Below are 22,108 nucleotides of genomic sequence, written 5' to 3' on the forward strand. Positions count from 1 at the left end.
GTGATGGCGCTCAGTTGAGGGTGCGCACCATCACCTGATGATTCAGGCCGACCAGAATGTCCTGCGCTTTATTCAGTTGGGAGCGGTCATTGAAGGGGCCGACCATAACGCGATGGTAGACACCGCGATCACCCAGATCCGCTTCGGTCAGGTGGGTGCTGGTCAGGCCATTGATGATCAGTTCGGCGCGCAGACGTTCGGCATCGGATGCATCGCTGAATGAGGCCACCTGAATTTCCCAGCGGCGATTGGCAGAGGCAGACGCCGCAGAAGAACTGCTGCTGCCACTGTTACTGTTAGCCGATGGAGCGGGCGGCGCAGGAACCGGCACTTCGTCGTCTTTGAGCAACTGATAAAACTCGAAGGCTTCTTCCAGGCTGGGCGTGCGCACTGCGCTTTCGCCGCTGCTGTCGTCTTCGCTTTGGGTGGTTTCCGGTAACGCCTGTTTCAGGCGCTCACGCAGCGCAGTGCCACCGCCGCCTTCGCTCGGCACCTGGCTTAAGTAGTACAGGAAGCCGACAAAGGCGACGGAGGCGCAGGCAGTAAAGATCCATACCCAGCGCGGCACACGGGAGCGCTCTGGCGGTTCGGGTTGGCGTTTGTTGGCGTAATCTCTGGCCACTTACATTGTCTCCGGGGCGCTGACGCCGAGTAGGTCGAGACCGTTGAACAACACCTGGCTGATGGCAACCGACAAGGCCACTCGGCCGTTACGCAGTGATGCCTCGTCGACCAGCATGCGGTTGTTGTTGTAGTAGGCGTGGAACAGCGCCGCCAAGTCTTTCAGATAGGTGGCAATGACCGCCGGTTCCAGACTGTTACCAGCATGTTCCACCACTTCAGGGTAGCGACGCAACTGGGTAATGAGCTCGCGTTCGTCATCCAGTTCCAACTGACTCAAGGCTTCGATACCGGCTGCCTGATCGTAATCATGGCCCTGCTCGTTCAGTTTGCGCAGCAGCGCATGAACACGGGCGTGGGCGTATTGGATGTAGTAAACCGGGTTGTCGCTGCTTTGGCTGCGCGCCAGGTCGATGTCGAAAGTAAGCTGGGAATCGGCACGGCGTGACACCAGGAAATAACGGGTGGCGTCGCGACCGACTTCGTCGATCAGGTCGCGCAGCGTCACATAGCTGCCGGCACGCTTCGACAGTTTTACCTCTTCGCCGCCCTTGGTGACCATCACCATCTGGTGCAGCACATAATCCGGGAAGCCGTCGGGGATGCCTTCGTTCAGCGCCTGCAAGCCAGCGCGAACGCGGTTGACAGTGGAGTGGTGGTCGGCGCCCTGTTCGTTGATCACGCGCTTGAAACCACGCTCGAACTTGTCTTTGTGGTAGGCGACGTCGGGCAGAAAGTAGGTGTAGAGACCATCCTGTTTGCGCATGACGCGGTCTTTGTCGTCACCAAAATCGGTGGTGCGCAGCCACAGCGCGCCGTCCTGTTCGTAGGTGTGGCCTTGCTCGATCAACTGCTTGACCGTGGCCTCGACCTTGCCGGTCTCATAGAGCGACGATTCCAGATAGAACACATCGAATTCGACGCCGAAGGCTTTTAAATCCAGATCCTGTTCGCGACGCAGATAGGCGACGGCAAAATCGCGGATGGCGGTCAGGTCATCGGCATCGCCGCTGCCGGTGACATGGCGGTCGTCCGCATCGATGGTGGCCTTGTCCATGTAGGCTTTCGCCACGTCACTGATGTAGTCGCCACGATAGCCATCTTCCGGCCAGCCAGCGTCGTCCGGGCCAAGACCTTTGGCGCGCGCCTGAACCGACAGCGCCAGGTTCTGAATCTGAGCACCGGCGTCGTTGTAATAGAACTCGCGAGTGACTTCCCAACCATTGGCTTCAAGCACCCGCGACAGTGAATCGCCAACAGCGGCGCCGCGACCATGGCCAACGTGCAACGGGCCGGTCGGGTTGGCAGAGACAAACTCAACCTGCACTTTTTGCTGCTGACCGTTTTGGTTGCGACCGAAGTCTTTGCCGGCGGCCAGGATGTCTTTGACGATCTCGGCCTGAGATTCACTGGCTAAATAAAAGTTAATAAAGCCGGGACCGGCGATTTCGACTTTCTCGATCAGATTGTTTTCCGGCAAAGCATTGATCACCGCTTCGGCCAGATTGCGCGGCGGCTGACCGCAGGGCTTGGCCAGCGTCAGCGCCAGGTTGGAGGCCAGATCGCCATGGGCTTTGTCTCGGCTGTTGTCGACCATCACGCGCACCGGGTGATCCTGCGGGATCACGCCATCATCTTTCAGCCGCGCTACGGCCTGGTTCAAAAGTTCAACAACCGCGTCTTTCATGGGTCTGGCTACTCCGGATCGAGCGAAGAAAAGGAAAGGGCCGCATTATCCACAAAATGGGGTGTCTCAACCACCGATGCTGCGGCTGGATCAGAGCGTTTCCAGCGGATCGATGTCGAGATGCCAGCTCAATTGGCGCTGCTGGCGCGGGTAATGTCGCACCAAGGGCTCCAGGGCGTTATGCAATTGGCTGCGCTTATCGCTCTGCACCACCAGCACAAAACGATGCTTGCCCGCGCGGCGCGAGAGAATCGCGGGTAATGGACCAAATACCCGGATGCCGGTTTGCTGCAATAAATAGTCGGCCATCTCCGCCAGCAAAGCTTCGGCCTGTTGTGGATAGGCCGAATCGCTGCGCAGGCAGGCGAGAAAACCGTAGGGTGGCAGGCCAGCCGGTTGGCGCTCGCTGAGCAGTTGGTCACTGAAACGCTGGTAATCCTGTTTCAGCAGCGGCTCGAAAAACGGATGATCCGGGTGCCAGCTTTGCAGCAAGACTTCACCGGCAGCATCGCCACGGCCGGCGCGACCGGCGACCTGCACCAGCAACTGACCAGTGCGCTCGCGCGAGCGGAAGTCGGCGCTGAACAGCCCGGCATCCAGATCGAGAATGCCAACCAGGGTGACCTTTTCGAAATGGTGTCCCTTGGCCAGCATCTGGGTGCCGACTAGGATCGCAGGTCCGGCTTCGCGGGTGCGTTCCAGTTGCCGGTTGAGCGAGTCGGCATTGGTGATGGCATCGCGGTCAAAACGGATGATCGGCACCTGCGGAAACCATTGTTCCAGCGCTTCTTCGGCACGTTCGGTGCCGGCACCCAGTGGCATCAGCTCGTGGCTGCCGCAATCCGGGCAGACCGTTTCCGGGCGCGATTGGTAACCGCAGTGATGACAGATCGTCTGGTGACGACCGCGATGATAGGTCAGCCGCGAATCGCAGAACGGGCAATCGGCCATCCAGCCGCAGGCGCTGCAGAACCAGCTTGGCGCATAGCCGCGCCGATTCAAAAACAGCAACACCTGCTGGCCTTGCTCCAGATGCTCGCCGATGCGAAAGCGCAGTCGTTCGGATATGCCATGCTCATGTTGCTGGCGGCGCATGTCGATGGTTTCCAGCTGGGGCCGCGACCGGCCACCAGCGCGTTCATTTAATAAAGCATGACGATAGCGACCATTACGAGCGTTATGCAGCGATTCCAACGAGGGCGTGGCGGAACCCAGAATGACCGGAATGCCGGCCTGATTGGCGCGAAAAATGGCGACATCGCGGGCGTGATAGCGCAGCGTATCCTGTTGCTTAAAGGAGGCATCGTGTTCTTCGTCGATGACGATTAAACCCAGATCGGGCAATGGCGTCAGTACCGCCGAACGAGTGCCGACCACGATCGCTGCCTCGCCATGTTGGGCGCGCAGCCAGGCGTTATGGCGCTCTTTGTCGGTAAGGCCGGAATGCAGCGCGACCAGTTCATCGGCAAAGCGTTCTTGAAAACGTTCCAGAGTTTGCGGCGTTAAACCGATCTCGGGCACCAGCACCAGGACCCTTTTGCCAGCGGCCAGCGTACGGGCCATGGCTTGCAGATAGACTTCGGTTTTGCCGCTGCCGGTGACGCCTTCGAGCAACAGTACATTGAAGGCGTCGTCGCTCAGTTGGTCCAGCGCGCTTTGTTGGTCGGCGTTCAAAGCCAACGGCTGTTGGCGCAGTTGGCCGCTGGGCTGACGCGGCTCGGTGCTCAGAGCCACTTCGTGCGCCAGGCGTTTTTCGACCAGACCGCGCCAGTGCGCACGGTCGATGCCGTGGCGGCGCAGTTCGGAAGGCGTCGCAGCACCGTGAGTTTGCAGCCAATGCAGCGCTTCACGCTGGCGTTTGCCTTTGAGCTGATCGGCTTCCAGGTGTGCGCCAGCGATGGTCAGTTCCACCCGCGCCTCGGTCACCAGTTCGGCCGCTTCGCCGTTGCGCAGCAAGGCGGGCAGGGCTAATAAGTAGGCGCTGGCGGCGTCGTATAAATAGTAGCGAGACATCCACTGGGCGACCTGGAGCAGCGCTTTGTCGAGCAGCGGCTCGGTATCGAGCACGGCTTCGATGGCTTTGAGTTTATCGAGCTTGTCACCGTCGTCCGCCTCGCGCAGTCCAACGAGGACGCCCAGCACGGTTTTGTTGCGCAGCGGAACCTGGCAGCGCGCGCCTATTTCAGGCGTCAGATCATCGGGAATTCGATAGCTGAGAGGACCGGCAAAAGGGCCGGGAACGACAATATCAGCGAGGCGTACGGCGGTGGTTGTCAATCGGAAAGACTCTGGTATGATTGCGCTCCCATTTTTGGGGCCTGATGCGCGATCTGTTCGAAATAAGGCCGCAGCATTGTGCCCCGAAGCCGATTCTTACGTCAAAGTTGCGGTGCCCGGCAATAACGACCGGGTGGCGGCACAGCGAGGTGACCCATGAAAGCTGACATCCATCCTAAGTACGAAGAACTGACCGCTACTTGTTCTTGCGGCAACGTGATCAAGACTCATTCTACCCGTGGCGGTGAAATGCACCTTGACGTTTGCTCGGCTTGCCACCCTTTCTACACTGGTAAGCAGAAGATCGTTGACTCTGGCGGCCGTATTGACCGTTTCAAGTCTCGCTTCGGCGCGCGCAGCATCAACAAGTAAGACTGAGTCTGCGTTATCAGCAAAACCCGGCTCTGCCGGGTTTTTTTATGTCCGTTATTTTTCCCACCTCGACGGCTCCAGCACAGGACACAGCAGACATCCCCTGGAACGCTTGTCGCAGCTGGCCTGAGGGGCCGATTCATGCGGTCTGGTTCGGGCCTTGCCTGACAGGCAAAACAGTCATGCACGAACAGCGCGGCCGCTGGCTTGAGCGGCTTTAGTGCGTTGTTTATGCTAGCTTCACTTAGTTTCCTAGCCTCCCCTCACCCAATAAGAACAGATGGAAGACGGACATGTCGGATGACTTAAAGCGCGACGCGCTTGAATACCACGCCCTGCCAACGCCGGGAAAACTAAGTATCGAGATCACCACGCCGGCGGAAACGTCCCGCCACCTATCCTTGGCTTATAGTCCGGGCGTTGCCGAACCGGTACGAGCCATTGCCGAAGATCCCGAAGATGCCTTCAAATACACCATGAAGGGCAATCTGGTTGGGGTGATTTCTAACGGTACGGCGATTCTTGGCTTGGGCAATCTGGGTGCTTTAGCCAGTAAACCGGTGATGGAAGGCAAGGCACTGTTGTTCAAGCGGTTTGCCAATGTTGATGCCATCGACATCGAAGTCGACAGCGAGAATGTTGATGAAATCGTCCGTACGGTGGAACTGATCGCCGAATCCTTTGGCGGCATTAACTTAGAAGACATCAAGGCGCCGGAGTGCTTTGAAATTGAGCGGCGCTTGATCGAAAGCTGCAAGATTCCGATCTTCCATGACGACCAGCACGGTACCGCCATTGTCACAGTGGCGGGCATGCTGAACGCCCTGGAAGTGCAAGGTAAAACGCTGACCGAGGCCAAGCTGGTGGTGCTTGGCGCGGGCGCTGCGGCCATTTCCTGCTCGCGTCTGCTGATGTCCGCGGGCATGCCGCTGGAAAATATTCTGATGGTCGACCGTAAGGGTGTGATTCACGCCGGTCGCGACGACCTCAACCAGTACAAGGCCGAGTTTGCCAACCCGGTTACCGAAGCTCGCACTCTGGATGACGCCATCGACGGCGCCGATATCTTCCTGGGCTTGTCCGGCCCGGATATGTTGTCCGCTGAGCAACTGAAGAAGATGGCACCCAACCCCATCGTCTTTGCCTGCGCCAATCCCGATCCGGAAATTCGTCCGGAACTGGCGCTGGCAACGCGCGATGATCTGGTGATGGCCACCGGCCGTTCGGACTATCCGAACCAGGTGAATAATGTCCTCGGCTTCCCGTTCATCTTCCGTGGTGCGCTGGATGTGCGTGCTACGGCGATTAACGAAGCCATGAAGCTGGCGGCGGCTTACGCCATCAAAGATCTGGCGCGTGAAGAAGTATTGCCGGAAGTGGTGGCGGCTTATGGCGGCGAGCAGTGGACCTTTGGTCGCAACTACATCATTCCCAAGCCGATGGATGCGCGTCTGCTTGATCGTGTCGCCGGTGCGGTTGCACGGGCAGCGGTTGAAACTGGCGTGGCGCGGACGCCGCTGCCGGAAAAATACAAAATCTGATCGGATTCGGATAGTTGGATACAAAAAAAGCCACCCTCGGGTGGCTTTTTTTTTGCGCGGTAGGTGTTCTTCTTAGAACAGCATTTGCGGCGTAATGTTATCGTCGCCATTACCAGAGTCATCGCCTTCGCCACCGGAGAAATCGATGGTGACGCTTTCACGGCTGTATTCGGTCGGTGCGTTTTCGGCTTTGAATATCTCGAAGATGGCGCCGGCCTGACCCGGCTGTGCCAGCAGGCCGGTTTGTGGATCGATACGCACTCGAACAATGCCGACCGGTTGCGACAGGCTGTTGCTCGGCTGACCATCCAGCGCTGTCTTCATGTATTCGATCCAGCCTGGCAGCGCTGCGCGACCACCGAATTCGATCTGCCCCAGGCCCATGTTGTTGTCGTAACCAACCCAGGTGGAAGCGACGACATCGCCGTTATAGCCGGTAAACCAGGCATCGACGGCATCGTTGGTGGTACCGGTTTTGCCACCCAGATCGTCACGTCCCAGAGCTTGATAAGCCGCCCGACCCGTACCGCGACGCACCACATCCTTGAGCATGGAATCGATCAGGTAGGTGGTTTGTGGGGTCAGTACCTGAGGAGCATAGCGGCGTTCTGCGCGCTGTGGCTGATCTTCGATTTCGCCTTCCAGATCAAGCTCGATCGGCGCGATATCGACGCCGGTAGCGTTGGCGGCTGCGGCATTTTCGTTATCCCAATAGGGCGTTGGTGTTTCCGGACAGCCCCGACAGACAACCGCTGGATTGGATTCAAAAATCACGTTGCCGTTGTTGTCTTCGATGCTGGAGATGAAATAGGGCTCGATGCGATAGCCGCCATTGGCAAAAACGGCATAACCGCGCGCCACTTCCAGCGGCGAGGCGACGGTGCTGCCCAGTACCAGCGTCATATCGTTGGCCATTTTGTTGCGATCGAAACCGAAGCGCTCGGCGTAACGGCGCGCGTAATTGACGCCGATGGATTCCAGCACCCGGATGCTCGACAGGTTGCGCGATTGGTACAGCGCCTGGCGTAAAGGGATCGGCCCCAGATAGCGGTCGCCGGAGTTGCGTGGGCGCCAGACATCTTCCAAAGCATCATCGGCGCGCACGATGGGGGCGTCATTGACGATGGTTGCCGGAGTAAAGTCTTTATCCAGAGCGGCGGCATAGACGAAGGGTTTGAAGTTCGAACCCGGCTGGCGGTTGGCCTGGATGGCGCGGTTGTATTTTGACAGCAGGAAATCATAGCCGCCGACCAACGCCAGGATGCCGCCATCGTTCGGTGACAGTGACACCATGGCGCCCTGGGCGTCCGGGATCTGCGCCAGTTGCCAGCGGCCGTCGACCTGCTCGATACGGATCAGATCGCCCGGTACAGCAATGGAGAAGGGCGTGGTCACCGCAGGTCCGAGCGTATCGACATCAATGCGTTCGCGCGCCCACTCCATGTCGTCCAGCGCCAGCGTCGTGAGTTGGCCATCGCGCGGCAGAATCCACAGGCGGCGGTCTTCGGCACGCACCACGATGGCCGGAGTCAGGCCGCCAAAACGCGCTGTGCCATTGACCACTTCGCGCCAGTAGGCATAGGCCTCGGGTGGCGTACGACCGGCGGCGGCAAAATGATTTTCGACGCCGAGATAACCGTGACGCCGGGTGTATTCGCTCAAGGTTTTGCGCAGACCGCGGGTGGCGGCTTCCTGCAGTTTCGAATTCAGGGTGGTGTGGACGGTATAGCCATCGGTGTAGGCGGCATCACCATAGCGTTCGATCATAAAGGCACGCACCATCTCGGCCAGATAGGCGGCTTCCAGCCCCGGTCCGTTGCCGCGATATTGGGCCGTCAGCGGCTGGCTTATTGCCGCTTCGTAGCTGGCATCAGAGAGATAGTTCATCTCGTGCATGCGGCCCAATACGAAATTGCGCCGGCGTATAGCGCGGTCCGGATTGGCCAGCGGGTTGGCGGCCGATGGCGCTTGATGCAGGCCGGCAATCATCGCCAGTTCGGGCAGGGTCAGATCGTTAATATCCCGACCGTAATAGACATCCGCTGCGGCCTGAATACCATAAGAGCGGTAACCGAGGAAATGCTTGTTAACGTACAGCTCAAAAATCTGCTGTTTGGTCAGTTCGCGCTCCATTTGGAAGGCGAGCAGAATTTCGGTGAACTTGCGGGTGATGGTTTTGTCGCGAGTCAGGAAGAAATTACGCGCTACCTGCTGAGTCAGGGTTGAGCCGCCGGGGCCGTCGGTCTCGCCGGTCATCAGCACCGTCAGTACGGCACGGGTAAAACCAATCGGGTCGACACCAAAATGTTCTTCGAAGCGACTGTCTTCGACCGCGGTCAGTGCCTGAATAAACTGAGTGGGGATCTGCTCGTAATGCAAGGGGCTGCGGTGTTGTTCACCGAACTCGGCAATCAGCTCGTTATCGGCGCTGAGAATTCGCATCGGGGTCTGCAGGCGTATGTCTCTGAGTGTTTCCACTTCAGGCAGCGTCGGAGACAAATAGAGGTAGACGCTGGCAGAAATGAGAACCAGGGCGCAAATCAGGGCATAGAGCGTCCACAAAATGAATTTGGTGCTTTTGGCCAGAAACTTCATGTTTTCCCAATTAAATGAAAGGGTTAGCAGCATGACGCCTTAACGGCCGGCCATTATAGGGGGAATCGCGTCTTTTTTATACATTGCGAATTGATTTTACGTACGCTGTAATCAAGGCTGTATATGGATATACAACATCTCTAAGTGATTGTTATTGAAGGGATTATCAGTGACAACTCTATTCCGCAAAAAGCCGGCGCCTGTGCTCGGCATTGATATCAGTTCGTCTGCTATTCGCCTGGTTGAGCTAAGTGTTTCCGGCCATTCACACCGTGTTGAGGCCTATGCCTGCGAGCCTTTGGCCGAGGGTATAGTGGTGGAGCGGGCCATTAGAAACCCTGAACAGCTGGGACAGTCGATTGCCCGGCTGGTGCAGCGTTCGCGCAGTCGTATCAGGCAGGCAGCGGTGGCGGTGTCCGGCTCGTCGGTCATTACCAAGGTGATTGAGGTGGACGACTTACCAACCGATCTCGAACTGGAACAGCTGATTCAGTTAGAGGCGCCGCCGCATATCCCCTATCCGCTGGAAGACGTTGCGCTCGATTTTGACGTCCTGGGTCCGGCGCCTGGTCAACCCGGTCGGTTGCAGGTGTTATTGGCAGCCAGCCGGCGCGAGGAAGTTGACGCCCTGGACGATGTGCTCCAGTCAGCCGGACTGGATGCGCAATTGGTGGATGTGGAAACCCTGGTGCTGGAGCGGTCGCTGGCCCTGGTTCGCCATCAGTATGACACCAGCCCGGCTAAGGCCGTTGCTCTGCTGGATATCAGTCACAGCCGCCTGACGCTCAGTGTGTTTAAAGGTCAGCAGACACTTTATCGTCGTGAGCAGTCGCTGAATCGTCGAGAGCAACCGCTGACCAGCGTCACCGAGGCGGTGCCATTCTTCAGCGATTCGGAACAGGCTGCTGGCGATCAGTCGGATCAACCGGAGCCTCAACTGCAGCACTTGAGTGAGGCTGTTCAACAGACCCTGCAATTTTTCTATGCCACCTCGCAATCGGGACCATTGGATGCCGTTCTGCTCGCTGGCGATCACCCAGCATTAGCCGCCTTGGCCGAACCCTTGGCGCAGGCAACGGCGCTACCGACCGTTCTGGCCGACCCGATTTCCCAACTGGAGTGTGCGGCTGCGGTTAATCGCCATCAGCTAAAAGATGACAGCAGCGCGCTCTTGGTTGCCTGCGGTTTGGCACTGAGGAGTTTTGATCATGGCCACCGTTAATTTGCTGCCCTGGCGTGAACGCCAGCGTTATCAACAGCAACGACAGTTTATGCGCAGCCTGTTGCTGGTGGCATTACTGACGCTGGCCGTCTTGTGGCTTTGGCATTGGCAAATCAGTCAGCAAATAGATCATCAACAACAACGTAATGCCTTTTTACAGCAACACCTGGCTGAGTTGGAGCAACGCTATCAAAAACAGCAGCAACAGCTACAGCAGCTCGCGGTACTGACGCAGCAAAAGCGACAACTCGAAGCGGCGCAACGTAATCCGGAAGTTTTTGTTCAGTTGCTGGAAACGCTGGCGCGGGCGGTCCCGCAAGATGTCTATCTCACGGCTTTGAATCAGTCGGGCGAGCGCATCGAAATTGCCGGCCGGGTTGATCAGCCGGCCAGTTTAACGCCCCTGTTGCGCAATCTGAGTGCATCCAGTCTGATATCGGACGCAACTCTGGTGACGCTTGAAACCGATCATGCGCAAACCTCGGCTGCTGACAGTCAGTTCAGATTGGAAGTGCGCAGCATCGACCTGGCAGAGGAGAGCGCTGGATGAGACGGCAGGGAATGGCGGCACTGGTTGAGGAAGTGCGGCGCTTCGATTATCAACACCTCAATGTCGATAATCTGGGTTCCTGGCCACGGCTTTTACGGCTGCTGGTGTTGCTGGGTGTGGTGGTGCTGATGCTGGGCGCTGGCTGGTTTTTGGTGTTGGCCAATCACCAGGAACGACTGGCGCGTGCTGTCTCGAGCGAGGCGCAATTACAGCAGCAATATCGACAGCAACTCGGTCAAACCGAACACCCTGAAGTGCTGGGCGCAGAGCTCGAAACCTTGCAACAGGGCATCGATGCTGCCTTGAGGTCATTGCCAAGTCAGCTGGATTTGCCCGAACTGATCGACGATATCAGTCGAGCGGCGACTGCAGCCGGCCTGATCATCGATCAAATCACGCCCGGTGAAGAACGCCAGCAGAGTATTTTCGCTCAAACCCCTATCCGTATCGTGATGCGCGGTGGTTATCATCAGTTGGGTGGTTTTATCGCTGCGCTGTCAGCTTTGCCTGGCCAGATCAGCCTGCACCAACTAACGATGACCCTTACCAGTGTCAGCGAACAACCAACCGATTTGGCGGGGCCATTGCTTATTACTTTGGAAGCGCGAGCCTATCGCCAGACATCAGCAGGTGAGGAATAATGCGTGCTCTGTTAATGACCGTCTTACTCGCTGCATCAGTGTCAGGTTGCGAACGCCAGGCGGCGATGACGGATCTGCAGGCGCTGGTAGCCGAGACTGACGCTCCTGCCTCCGCTAAGCTAACCGCCGCAGAATCCGGGAAGGCCGGACGAAAGATCCAATACGCTGCGCAAGATAAGCGTTCACCTTTTCAAAATCCTCTGACCTCGACACCGCGGCCACAAGTTCTACAACCCTCTGCGGTGACATCGCTTGAGCCGGTAGGGCCTTCCGATCAAGCCAAACCAGCGGCCATGAAACTGGATGAGCTGATCATGGTGGGAACCTTGAGCGGTATACAGTCAGCCTCGATTCAAGCCTTGTTTCGTGATGGCGATGGTCATATTCATCGCTTGTCAGTCGGTGATGTGATCGGAGCCAACAGTGCTCGTATCGTCGCGGTTAGCGAAACCCGGGTGGAGCTGTTGGAAAAAGTACCGCAGGAAGACGGTGGCTGGATCGTACAACCACGAACCTTTTTGCTGTCGCAGCAAAAACCGTCAGATTTTTAATAACAAAGCATAAGGCAAAAGAAGACACTCATGATTTTCAGGAAAATACTGCGCTCTATCGCAGCAGCGGCAACCCTGGCAACAATCAGTCTGCAGGCCGAGGCCGTGGCATTGACCAAGCTGGATGTTTCCACCTTGTCAGCGGGTCGAACTCAGTTGGAAATGACCTTCGATGGCCCGGCGCCAGAACCGGTCGGTTACAGCGTTGAGCGTCCGGCGCGTATCGCGTTGGATTTTGCCGGCACCGAAAACCGATTGCAGCAAAAGCGCTTTCCCATCGGTAGCGGGAATTTACGCAATGCGGTGGTGGTGTCGACCGCTGATCGCACCCGACTGGTGCTCAGTATGGCAACGTTAATGCCCTACAACACAACGGTTTCGGGTCGGCGTGTTCGAATTATCGTTGGCCCTGGCGTGCAACAAAGTCGGTTGAACGATTCGATGCCGGCGCTCGAAGATGCCGTTAATCCGCGCTCTGCGAAAGTTAGCTATTCGTCGGCGTCGCCAACCTCGGCCGAACCCGCACCGAGCTTGTTGACCGCCCACTGGCTCGGCGACAAGCAATTGCAACTAAAGCTGTCGAATGATCGGGCCCAGGCAAGGATTTACCAGAGTGGTCACAGCGTGCAGCTGCGCTTGGCTCAGTATCGAGTATCGCCGGCCGTGGCTCAGCATTGGGACGCCCTGGCGTTGCCAGCTGCGGTTCAGTCGATGAATGTGTTTCAGGATGACGACGATGCTGTCATTCAGTTGCAGTTATCGCGTCAGCTTGAACTGGAGGCTTATCAGGCAGCCGGTGTGTTGACTCTCGCCTTGCAACCGGAAACCACTATTGCCAGCGCGCTGGAAGCGTCCACTGCGGTCGATGACGACAGCCGGCTGAGCATGAACCTCCAGGATGTTGAGGTGCGCTTTGCGCTGCAGCAGATTGCTGACTATGTCGGCTTGAATCTGGTCGCCGCCGATTCGGTGCAGGGCAGGATGACGTTGCGGTTGCAGGAAGTACCCTGGCAGGAAGCACTCGATCTGGTGCTGCGCAGTAAAAACCTCGACAAACGTCTGAACGGTAATGTGCTTCTGATAGCGCCGGCCCAGGAACTGGCCGAGCAGGAACAGTTGGCGTTGGAAAATCAACAACGAGCCGAGCAGTTGGCGCCGCTGCAAACCGACTTTATTCAGGTTAACTACGCCAAGGCGGATGACATTCTCGGCATTCTGAATAACCCGTCCGATAGTGAGGAAGGTGCCGTCAATAACACCAGCCTGGGGTTCTTGTCTGAACGCGGCGCAGTGTCCATCGATACCCGCACCAATACGTTGATCATCCGCGATACAGCGGACAACCTGGCTGATATCCGCCGCGCGGTGGAACACTTTGATGTGCCGGTGCGCCAGGTGCTGATCGAAGCTCGCATTGTTGCGGCCCGCACCTCGGTGGGTGAGCAATTCGGCGTTCGCTGGGGTGGCAACATCAACAGCGGCGGCAGTTCCCCGCTGGTGGCGTCCGGGTCAGTGGAGTCAACATCCAGCATCGGCAGTGCCTTGCACAACTCCGGCGGTACCTCTTATGAGCAGGTCTATCCCGATGCGTTGGTGGTCGATTTGCCGGTGGTCAATCCCAGCGCAACCTCTTTCGCCATCGGCGTTGCTGCCTTTGATTATGCGTTGGATCTGGAACTGTCTGCGCTGGAAACCCGCGGCTCGGCCGAAGTGATATCGCAACCTCGAGTGGTGACCTCCAACGGCCAGGAAGCCTTTATCAATTCCGGCCAGACCATCGCCTTTGATGGCGCTGAAGGTGGCACCACCTTTGTCGATGCTGGCTTGTCGTTGCGTGTTACGCCCCAGATCACACCCGACAGTCATGTCGTTCTCGATCTGGTGGTGACTCAGGATTCGTTGGCCGCCGGTGGCGGTGCCATCGACACCAATTCGGTGACCACTCAGGTATTGGTCAACGATGGCGAAACCCTGGTGCTGGGTGGCGTCTATCGAACCGAGACGGTGACCACGGTGGAAAAAACACCCTGGCTGGGTGATCTGCCCGTCCTCGGTCGCTTGTTCCGACGCACTTCTGAGGCGGAAGAGAAAACCGAGATGCTGGTCTTTATTACTCCCAGTCTGGTTGTCGATTACGTCGCCGCAAACTGACGCCCTCTTAGCCGCAGCTTTCCTCTCTGCACCCATTCATGCGGCGCTGAACCGTTACCTGTCTGCCGGACAGTGATAAACTGGCGCGATGAATCACACCTCCATTATTCTCATTGGTCCTATGGGATCGGGTAAAAGTACCATCGGTCGATTATTGTCGACGCGCTTGGGGCTACCCTTTATTGATTCCGATCGCGAAATCGAAGCGCGTTCCGGCGCCGATATTCCGTGGATATTTGATCTTGAAGGCGAGTCCGGTTTTCGTGACCGGGAGACTGCCGTGCTGGCAGAATTGGTCGACGAGGGTCGTCAGGTGATCGCTACCGGCGGTGGCGCTATCATTCGTCCGGAAAACCGCGAACTGCTGAAAACCAAAGGACAGGTGGTCTATCTTAAAACCTCGGTGGAGCAACAATTAGTGCGCACCGCCAAGGATCGCAATCGGCCGCTGCTGAACGGTCCGGACCCGGAAGGGACCTTGCGTCGTCTGGCCAGTGAGCGGCGTCCTTTTTATGAAGCGACCGCTCATCTGACCATCGACACCAATGGCCAATCGCCCCGGGCAGTGGTTCGGGAAATCATCAAACAATTAAAATTGAAGCGTTGAATCATGCAACTGAGTGTCGATCTGGGTGATCGTTCCTATCCCATCATTATTGAATCTGGAATTCTCGCCGACGCCAAAGCCTGGCAGTCTTTAGTCAAGCACCAGGAAGTGTTGATTGTTACCAACGAAACCGTGGCGCCGCTGTATTTGGACTCGTTGCTGGCAACCCTGGAAGCTCCGGGTCGGCGCTTGGAAAGTCTGGTATTACCGGACGGTGAAGCGCACAAAAATGCCGACACTCTTGGCCTGATCTACGACGCTTTACTGGAGCGACGCTTCTCACGAAAGGCCGTCTTGGTCGCGCTCGGCGGTGGCGTTATTGGTGATCTGACCGGCTATGCGGCGGCCACCTATCAAAGAGGCATCGATTTTGTTCAGGTGCCAACCACTTTGTTATCGCAGGTCGATTCCTCGGTCGGCGGTAAAACCGGCATCAATCATCCTTTGGGCAAAAACATGATCGGCGCTTTTAAACAGCCGATCGCGGTGATGATCGATCCGCAGGTGATTAATACCTTGCCCGAGCGCGAATTATCCGCCGGCCTGGCCGAGGTAATTAAGTACGGCCTGATCTACGATGCCGACTTCTTTGTCTGGCTCGAACAACATCTGGATGAATTGCTGGCGCAAGAACCCGAAGCCCTAGTTCAGGCCATCGCCCGTTCCTGCGAACTCAAAGCCGAGGTGGTCGCAGCGGATGAAACCGAGCAAGGCATGCGCGCTATTTTGAATCTGGGTCATACCTTTGGTCATGCCATCGAAGCCGAACAAGGTTACGGCGCCTGGTTGCATGGCGAAGCGGTCGGTGCCGGCATGGTGATGGCGTGTGATTTGTCGCTGCGTTTGGGCTGGATTGATGAGTCGGTTTTTGATCGCGCCCGCTCCCTGATCGAACGCGCACGCTTGCCGGTGGCACCACCGTCGACGATGAGCGCCGATGATTTTATGAATCAGATGAGTCGCGATAAGAAAGTCGAATCTGGCCAGTTGCGTTTGGTATTGTTGCAGGCGCTGGGTCGGGCTGTGGTCACCGCAGACTTCGATGCCAACCAGTTACAGGCGTGTCTGACGGCACGCTTTTGATGCTGCGACCTTGACGAACTCAGTCGCTTGGTCCAAAGCTAATTCAGCGATTGTGATCGTTACTCTTGATCGTTAAAACGGAATTCATTCGTCCAGGTGGATGCTATGCAAGACTTTACTGACCAGACCCAGCGCATGCTCGATTACTACGGCCTTTACCAGGACCCTTTTGGTGAACTGGTGGATGCTTCGGTATTCAGCGGCGCGGGTGAACGGTTGGAATTGGCCGAGCATATTCGTCACCTGTTGAGCTTCAGCCCCCAGGATTGTTTATTGATGGCGCCCACCGGTGGTGGCAAACGCGCCATTTCGCATCAGGTGATTCGCTTGCTGGATGACGACTGGCGCATTGCCTGGATCGACGGCAGCGAGATCGATCGTCTCGACGGCGCCAGCCGCGAGCTGATTGGTCAGTTGGGACTGGGACTGAAAGCCGACGGCGATACCGCCAGTCTCTATCGCAACATGGCCGACGCCATTGCGCAGCGCACTGAAGATGGCGAGAACTTTCTGTTGATTGTTCAGCAGGCGGACCTGTTGCCCGCTGATGTACAAACCTGGTTGCAATCGATGCGCACCCTGGCACCACGTACCGAAAGCCGTCTGCGGCAACTGTGGTTAGCTAGCTCGGCCACCGCAATCGCCCAATCCGATAACGACGATCATTGGTATCGCCTGGTATTGGAACCTTTAAGCGGCGCCGATGCGGTGGTTTACCTTAATGATCGCTTTGCCGCGTCCGGCCAGCCCAATGGCACGCCCATCGGCGACAACGATGTTGCCCGGCTCAATGATCTGGCCGGTGGTTTGCCTGGTGAGCTGAACCAGGTGGTGCGCGATTACCTGATCGCCGGCACCTTTAAAACCACCGAGCGCAAGCAGGGTTTTCCGCTGACGCATGTGTTGGCTGGCGCGGGTGTGGTAACTCTGATCGTTTTGACGGTGCTCTACTCCAACCAGGGTAGTTCGCGGGATGAGGCCGACGATGCCGTCGAACTGGCGGAAATCGAGCCCTTGACGCCGGAAGCCGACGAGCCGCTGGAATCTGAAGTTCAGCAACGCCTGGCCGATGCCGTCGCCCGGGTGGAGGCGCGTCGCCAGGAAGCCGAAGCGGCTGCTCAGGCAGAAGCCGATGCGGCAGTGAATGAAGCGACGCCATCCCCAGAGCCACAACCTGAACCGGCACCACAAAGCGCACCTAAACCCCAGGCTGCATCCCAGCCTGAACCAGCGTCAGTTGCCGAACCAGCTCCAGCCGCATCACAAAGCTTGCTGGCCAGCGCCGCTGATAATGAATACACCCTGCAGTTAGTCGGGGTGCGTAATCGCGCTTCGGTCGAGGCCATCCTGGCGGAACTGGATAACGCTGAGCGTTACGACATCGTCACCTCCAGCTATCAGGGACGGCCCTGGTATGTGCTGATTCACGGCCGCTACGCCGGGCCATCCGCTGCCCGTGCCGACATCGCCAATCTGCCCGCCCGTTTCCGCGACCAGGAGCCCTGGGCACGGACTTTTGGCAGTCTGCGTAACAACTGAGATGAGCGAAAATCGGGCAATCCGATAATTCAACCGCTTAATATACCGTTATTGTTTGTGTGACGTCCGTCACTGAATAGACTCGGATGCAAACCTTCAGTAGGGGCGTCGGGATTTTTCTGTACCCGGCCGTTCAACCCCCGGTTTCCTTTGCGCACTGTGATGCCCCCAGTTTTACGGGAAGGCAGCGCTCGGTCACCGGACCAGCAAGGCACTATTACAATGACAAACGGTCTTTATAATCCGGCTGAATTTCGCGACAACTGCGGTTTCGGCCTTATCGCTCACATGGAAGGCCAGGCCAGCCATGATCTGCTGCAAACGGCAATCGAATCGCTGACCTGCATGACCCACCGCGGTGGTATCGCCGCCGATGGCAAAACCGGCGACGGTTGCGGCCTGTTGCTGCAAATGCCCGATGCCTTTATTCGCGCCGAAGCCAAAACGCATTTTGATGCCGACCTAGGCGATGCCTACGCCGTCGGCATGATTTTCCTGGCCGCCGAAACCAGCCGCGCCGCCGAAGGCCGCAAGGCACTGGAATCTTCGTTGACCGATCAGGGGCTGGAGGTTCTCGGCTGGCGCCTGGTGCCGACCGATGAATCGGTCTGCGGTCCGATGGCGCTGGCGTGCATGCCGACCATCGAGCAGGTGTTTATCCGCGCCGAATCGCGTGAAGGACTGGCCGTTAAACTCTATGTGGCTCGTCGCAAAGCCGAACAGGCCATGGCGCACGATGAAGAGTTTTATATCTGTTCGCTGTCCGACACTGTGCTGTCTTATAAAGGCCTGATGATGCCGGTCGATCTGCCGGCTTTTTATCCAGACCTTGCCAGCAAGACCATGGAAACCGCCATTTGCGTGTTCCACCAGCGCTTCTCCACCAACACCATGCCCAAGTGGCCGCTGGCGCAGCCGTTCCGTCTGATCGCTCACAACGGTGAGATCAACACCATCCAGGGCAATCGCAACTGGGCCAAAGCGCGTGCCTCCAAGTTTGCCTCGCCTTATTTGCCCAACCTGGACGAACTGCAGCCGGTGGTGAACACCACCGGTTCGGACTCCTCCAGCATGGACAACATGATGGAGTTGATGTTGCTCGGCGGAATGGATTTGTTCCGCGCTGCGCGCACCATGATTCCGCCGGCCTGGCACAACGTCGAAAACATCGACGGTGATTTGAAAGCCTTCTACGAATACAACTCCATGCATATGGAACCCTGGGACGGCCCGGCCGGCATCGTGCTGACCGACGGTCGTTACGCCGTGTGCATGCTCGACCGTAACGGTCTGCGCCCGGCGCGTTGGGTGATCACCAAAAACGGTTACATCACCCTGGCCTCGGAAATCGGCACCTTCGATTACAAACCCGAAGACGTGGTTGCCAAAGGCCGTGTTGGCCCCGGCCGTATTGTTGCCGTCGATACGCAAACCGGTGAGTTCCTGCAAACCGAAGAAATCGACGATCGCCTTAAGCGCGCCCATCCTTATAAGGACTGGCTGAAAACCAACGCCGTGCGTTTGCGTTCCAAGCTGGAACTGGCCGAGGAAGTGAACGGTTCCTCACTGTCGCCCGAACAACTGCTGGCTTACCAGAAGCTGTTCCATATCTCCTTCGAAGAGCGCGATCAGGTATTGCGTCCGCTGGCGGAAAGCGGTCAGGAAGCGGTTGGCTCAATGGGCGACGATACCCCGATGGCGGTGTTGTCGCGTCAGGTACGTCCGGTAACCGATTATTTCCGTCAGCAGTTTGCCCAGGTAACCAACCCGCCGATCGATCCACTGCGTGAAGCCGTGGTGATGTCGCTGGAAACCTGTCTGGGCCCAGAACGTAATTTATTCCAGCCGAGTGCCGATCACGCCAAACGATTAATTCTGACCTCGCCGGTATTGTCGCCGCTGAAGTATCAGAACTTCCTGCATCAGGAAGCGCCCGAATTCCGCCATCAGCATCTGCCGTTGGCGTACGCAGCCGATGGTGATCTGCGTGCGGCCATCGAAGCGCTGTGCGATACCGCCGAAGCGGCCAGTCGCGATGGCGTCAAGATCGTCATCCTCTCGGATCGCGATCTGCAAGCCGGCCAGGTCGCCATTCCGGCAGTGATGGCAACCGGCGCCGTGCATCACCGACTGGTGGAAAAAGGCCTGCGTTGCGACACCAACATCGTGCTCGATACTGGTGATATTCGTAACCCGCACCAATTTGCTGTCGCCATCGGTTTTGGCGCCACGGCGATCTATCCCTACCTGGCGTACGAAGTGTTGGACGACATGATCCGCACCAACGAGCTGCAGGGTGACCCGCGCCAGCTGCACAAAAATTACCGCAAAGGCATTAATAAAGGTCTGTTCAAGATCATGTCCAAGATGGGCATCTCGACCCTGGCCTCCTATCGCGGTGCCCAGTTGTTCGAAGCCGTTGGTCTGCATTCCGATGTCGTCGAGCTGTGTTTCAAAGGCGTGCAAAGCCGCATTCAGGGCGCGCGCTTTGAACACATTCACGACGACCTCTGTACCCTGGCTGACAACGCCTGGAAACCGCGCAAGCCAATCCAACAGGGCGGTTTGCTGAAATACGTCCACGGCGGCGAATACCACAACTACAATCCAGATGTGGTTAAGGCGCTGCAAGACGCGGTGCAAAATGGCGACGAAGCGCGCTTCCGCGATTTCGCCAATTACGTCAACCAGCGTCCGGTCGCGACCATTCGCGATCTGTTCGAATTGAAGTCGGACCGCAAAGCCATACCGGTTTCAGAAGTCGAACCGGCCGAAGCCTTGTTCCCGCGTTTTGATTCTGCCGCCATGTCGCTCGGCGCTCTCTCGCCGGAAGCGCACGAAGCCTTGGCGATGGCGATGAACGAACTCGGCGGCCGCTCCAACTCCGGTGAAGGCGGCGAAGATCCGAAACGCTACGGCACCAACCGGCGCTCCAAAATTAAGCAGGTAGCGTCCGGTCGTTTCGGGGTAACGCCGGCTTATTTGATGAGCGCTGACGTTATTCAGATCAAAGTCGCTCAGGGTGCTAAGCCCGGCGAAGGTGGTCAGTTGCCCGGCGGCAAGGTTAATAAACTGATTGCCGAGCTGCGCTATTCCGTGCCCGGCGTAACCTTGATTTCACCGCCGCCGCACCACGACATTTATTCCATCGAAGATTTGGCACAGCTGATTTTCGACTTGAAAGAAATCAACCCAAGCGCACTGATTTCAGTGAAGCTGGTGAGTGAACCCGGCGTCGGTACCGTCGCCGCCGGTGTGGCCAAAGCCTACGCCGATTTGATCACCGTCTCCGGTTACGACGGTGGTACCGCAGCCAGCCCGCTGACCTCAATCAAACACGCCGGCTCGCCTTGGGAATTGGGTCTGGCCGAAGTGCAGCAGACGCTGCGCGGCAATGACCTGCGTGACAAAGTTCGCTTGCAAACAGACGGTGGTTTGAAGACCGGTCTCGATGTGATTAAAGCAGCGCTGCTCGGCGCCGAAAGTTACGGCTTTGGCACCGCGCCGATGGTGGCCTTGGGTTGTAAGTACTTACGTATTTGCCACCTCAATAACTGCGCCACCGGTGTCGCCACTCAGGACGATAATCTGCGCGATCAACACTTCCGTGGCACGGTGGAAATGGTCAAACATTATTTCCGTTTTGTCGCCGAAGAAGTGCGTGAGCAGTTGGCCTTGTTGGGTTATCGCAGCCTTGGCGAAATCATCGGTCGGACCGAATTAATTACCGTCAAAAAAGGCGAGACGCCCAAGCAGCAGAGCCTAGATTTGTCGCCGATTTTGTCGAACGATCAGATCGATCCAAGCAAGCCGCAACAGTGCATGGTGGAACGCAACAAGCCGTTTGACCAAGGTGGCAAACAGCGCGAAATTCTCAAGGCGATTTTGCCGGCGATCGAAAACAAAACCGGTGGCGAATTCGAATTCCATATCGGCAACTGCGATCGTTCCATCGGTGCCCTGGCTTCTGGCGAAATCGCCAAACGCTACGGCAACCAGGGTATGGCCGACCGGCCGATCACGCTGAAACTCAACGGCATTGCCGGTCAGAGTTTCGGTGTCTGGAACGCTGGTGGTTTGAATATGGTGCTCGATGGCGATGCCAACGACTACGTCGGTAAAGGCATGACCGGCGGCAAGATCGTCATCCGCCCGCCCAAGGGTTCAGCTTTTGAAACTCAGCAAACCTCGATCATGGGTAACACCTGCTTGTACGGCGCGACCGGCGGTACCTTGTTCGCCGCTGGCTGTGCCGGTGAACGCTTTGCCGTGCGTAACTCGGGCACGGTTGCGGTCATTGAAGGCGCTGGTGATCACTGCTGCGAATACATGACGGGCGGCATGGTTGCAGTGCTCGGTAATGTCGGCGGCAATTTCGGCGCAGGCATGACCGGTGGCTTTGCTTACGTGCTCGATCTGGAAAACACCTTCCCGGACAAATACAACCGCGAACTGGTGGATATTCAGCGCATCGGCACCGAAAGCATGGAAACCTATCGCGATCATTTATTCGGTGTGATCGGCCGGTTTGTCGACGACACCAAGAGCGCCTGGGGCGCGGAATTGCTGGATAACTACGACGACTACGTCGGTCGTTTCTGGCTGGTCAAACCGAAGGCTTCAAGCCTGTCGGATTTGTTGTCCAACACCCGGGCTCGTCCGGAATAAACG

The 22,108-nt window shown here is 57.5% G+C and carries 15 protein-coding genes; 11 read left to right on the forward strand and 4 right to left on the reverse strand.

Annotated features, from left to right (window positions below):
- Positions 1-10 precede the first annotated feature (10 nt).
- The 3 genes from ABMA60_RS04805 to ABMA60_RS04815 form a co-directional block, all read right to left on the reverse strand.
- Positions 11-622, reverse strand: a complete 612-nt coding sequence (locus ABMA60_RS04805; protein WP_392799502.1) for an SPOR domain-containing protein — start codon at positions 620-622, stop codon at positions 11-13.
- On the reverse strand, positions 623-2,308 hold the full coding sequence (argS, locus tag ABMA60_RS04810; protein ID WP_392799505.1) for an arginine--tRNA ligase: 1,686 nt from the start codon (positions 2,306-2,308) through the stop codon (positions 623-625).
- A gap of 90 nt (positions 2,309-2,398) precedes the next feature.
- Positions 2,399-4,585 carry a primosomal protein N' gene (locus tag ABMA60_RS04815; protein ID WP_392799508.1) on the reverse strand — a complete coding sequence of 729 codons (2,187 nt, stop codon included), beginning with the start codon at positions 4,583-4,585 and terminating at the stop codon, positions 2,399-2,401.
- A gap of 156 nt (positions 4,586-4,741) precedes the next feature.
- On the opposite strand from ABMA60_RS04815, the gene rpmE reads away from it, so the two are divergent.
- Together rpmE and ABMA60_RS04825 are read left to right on the forward strand one after the other, a co-directional pair.
- Complete coding sequence (gene rpmE / locus ABMA60_RS04820) at positions 4,742-4,957, forward strand: 50S ribosomal protein L31 (protein ID WP_392799510.1); 216 nt, start codon at positions 4,742-4,744, stop codon at positions 4,955-4,957.
- Positions 4,958-5,250: 293 nt separating this feature from the next.
- Positions 5,251-6,498 (forward strand): malic enzyme-like NAD(P)-binding protein, encoded by a 1,248-nt coding sequence (locus ABMA60_RS04825; RefSeq protein WP_392799513.1) that lies wholly within the window; start codon positions 5,251-5,253, stop codon positions 6,496-6,498.
- 72 nt (positions 6,499-6,570) lie between these two features.
- Here ABMA60_RS04825 and ABMA60_RS04830 read toward each other — a convergent pair whose 3' ends face one another.
- Positions 6,571-9,093, reverse strand: coding sequence for a penicillin-binding protein 1A (locus ABMA60_RS04830; protein ID WP_392799516.1), 2,523 nt, complete (start codon positions 9,091-9,093; stop codon positions 6,571-6,573).
- Positions 9,094-9,262: 169 nt separating this feature from the next.
- On the opposite strand from ABMA60_RS04830, the gene pilM reads away from it, so the two are divergent.
- From pilM to gltB, 9 genes are all read left to right on the forward strand, one after another.
- Positions 9,263-10,315 (forward strand): type IV pilus biogenesis protein PilM, encoded by a 1,053-nt coding sequence (gene pilM / locus ABMA60_RS04835; RefSeq protein WP_392799518.1) that lies wholly within the window; start codon positions 9,263-9,265, stop codon positions 10,313-10,315.
- Complete coding sequence (locus ABMA60_RS04840) at positions 10,302-10,865, forward strand: PilN domain-containing protein (protein ID WP_392799521.1); 564 nt, start codon at positions 10,302-10,304, stop codon at positions 10,863-10,865. The genes pilM and ABMA60_RS04840 overlap by 14 nt, the downstream gene beginning before the upstream one ends.
- Positions 10,862-11,506, forward strand: a complete 645-nt coding sequence (locus tag ABMA60_RS04845) for a type 4a pilus biogenesis protein PilO (RefSeq protein WP_392799523.1) — start codon at positions 10,862-10,864, stop codon at positions 11,504-11,506. Before ABMA60_RS04840 ends, ABMA60_RS04845 begins: the two co-directional genes overlap by 4 nt.
- Before the next feature lie 65 nt (positions 11,507-11,571).
- On the forward strand, positions 11,572-12,057 hold the full coding sequence (locus ABMA60_RS04850) for a pilus assembly protein PilP (RefSeq protein WP_392799526.1): 486 nt from the start codon (positions 11,572-11,574) through the stop codon (positions 12,055-12,057).
- 30 nt (positions 12,058-12,087) lie between these two features.
- On the forward strand, positions 12,088-14,208 hold the full coding sequence (gene pilQ / locus ABMA60_RS04855) for a type IV pilus secretin PilQ (protein WP_392799528.1): 2,121 nt from the start codon (positions 12,088-12,090) through the stop codon (positions 14,206-14,208).
- Between the two features lie 88 nt (positions 14,209-14,296).
- Positions 14,297-14,815 carry a shikimate kinase AroK gene (gene aroK, locus ABMA60_RS04860; RefSeq protein ID WP_392799530.1) on the forward strand — a complete coding sequence of 173 codons (519 nt, stop codon included), beginning with the start codon at positions 14,297-14,299 and terminating at the stop codon, positions 14,813-14,815.
- The gene (gene aroB, locus ABMA60_RS04865) at positions 14,816-15,898 is read left to right on the forward strand and encodes a 3-dehydroquinate synthase (protein ID WP_392800418.1); all 1,083 of its coding nucleotides are present in this window, start codon (positions 14,816-14,818) and stop codon (positions 15,896-15,898) included.
- A 105-nt stretch (positions 15,899-16,003) separates the two neighbouring features.
- Positions 16,004-17,437 (forward strand): SPOR domain-containing protein, encoded by a 1,434-nt coding sequence (locus ABMA60_RS04870; protein ID WP_392799533.1) that lies wholly within the window; start codon positions 16,004-16,006, stop codon positions 17,435-17,437.
- Positions 17,438-17,659: 222 nt separating this feature from the next.
- Entirely contained in the window at positions 17,660-22,105 is a 4,446-nt protein-coding gene (gene gltB, locus ABMA60_RS04875; protein ID WP_392799536.1) for a glutamate synthase large subunit, read from the forward strand.
- Positions 22,106-22,108 lie beyond the last annotated feature (3 nt).

Origin of the sequence: Saccharospirillum sp. HFRX-2 (genome assembly GCF_043196805.1) — a bacterium.
Classification (GTDB): Bacteria; Pseudomonadota; Gammaproteobacteria; order Pseudomonadales; family Natronospirillaceae; genus Saccharospirillum.

Coding starts and splice junctions, on each gene's coding strand:
- ABMA60_RS04840 (WP_392799521.1), top strand. CDS start 10,302: ATGGCCACCGTTAATTTGCTGCCCTGGCGTGAACGCCAGCGTTATCAA.
- ABMA60_RS04830 (WP_392799516.1), bottom strand. CDS start 9,093: ATGAAGTTTCTGGCCAAAAGCACCAAATTCATTTTGTGGACGCTCTAT.
- gltB (WP_392799536.1), top strand. CDS start 17,660: ATGACAAACGGTCTTTATAATCCGGCTGAATTTCGCGACAACTGCGGT.
- rpmE (WP_392799510.1), top strand. CDS start 4,742: ATGAAAGCTGACATCCATCCTAAGTACGAAGAACTGACCGCTACTTGT.
- ABMA60_RS04845 (WP_392799523.1), top strand. CDS start 10,862: ATGAGACGGCAGGGAATGGCGGCACTGGTTGAGGAAGTGCGGCGCTTC.
- aroK (WP_392799530.1), top strand. CDS start 14,297: ATGAATCACACCTCCATTATTCTCATTGGTCCTATGGGATCGGGTAAA.
- argS (WP_392799505.1), bottom strand. CDS start 2,308: ATGAAAGACGCGGTTGTTGAACTTTTGAACCAGGCCGTAGCGCGGCTG.
- pilQ (WP_392799528.1), top strand. CDS start 12,088: ATGATTTTCAGGAAAATACTGCGCTCTATCGCAGCAGCGGCAACCCTG.
- ABMA60_RS04825 (WP_392799513.1), top strand. CDS start 5,251: ATGTCGGATGACTTAAAGCGCGACGCGCTTGAATACCACGCCCTGCCA.
- ABMA60_RS04850 (WP_392799526.1), top strand. CDS start 11,572: ATGACGGATCTGCAGGCGCTGGTAGCCGAGACTGACGCTCCTGCCTCC.
- ABMA60_RS04870 (WP_392799533.1), top strand. CDS start 16,004: ATGCAAGACTTTACTGACCAGACCCAGCGCATGCTCGATTACTACGGC.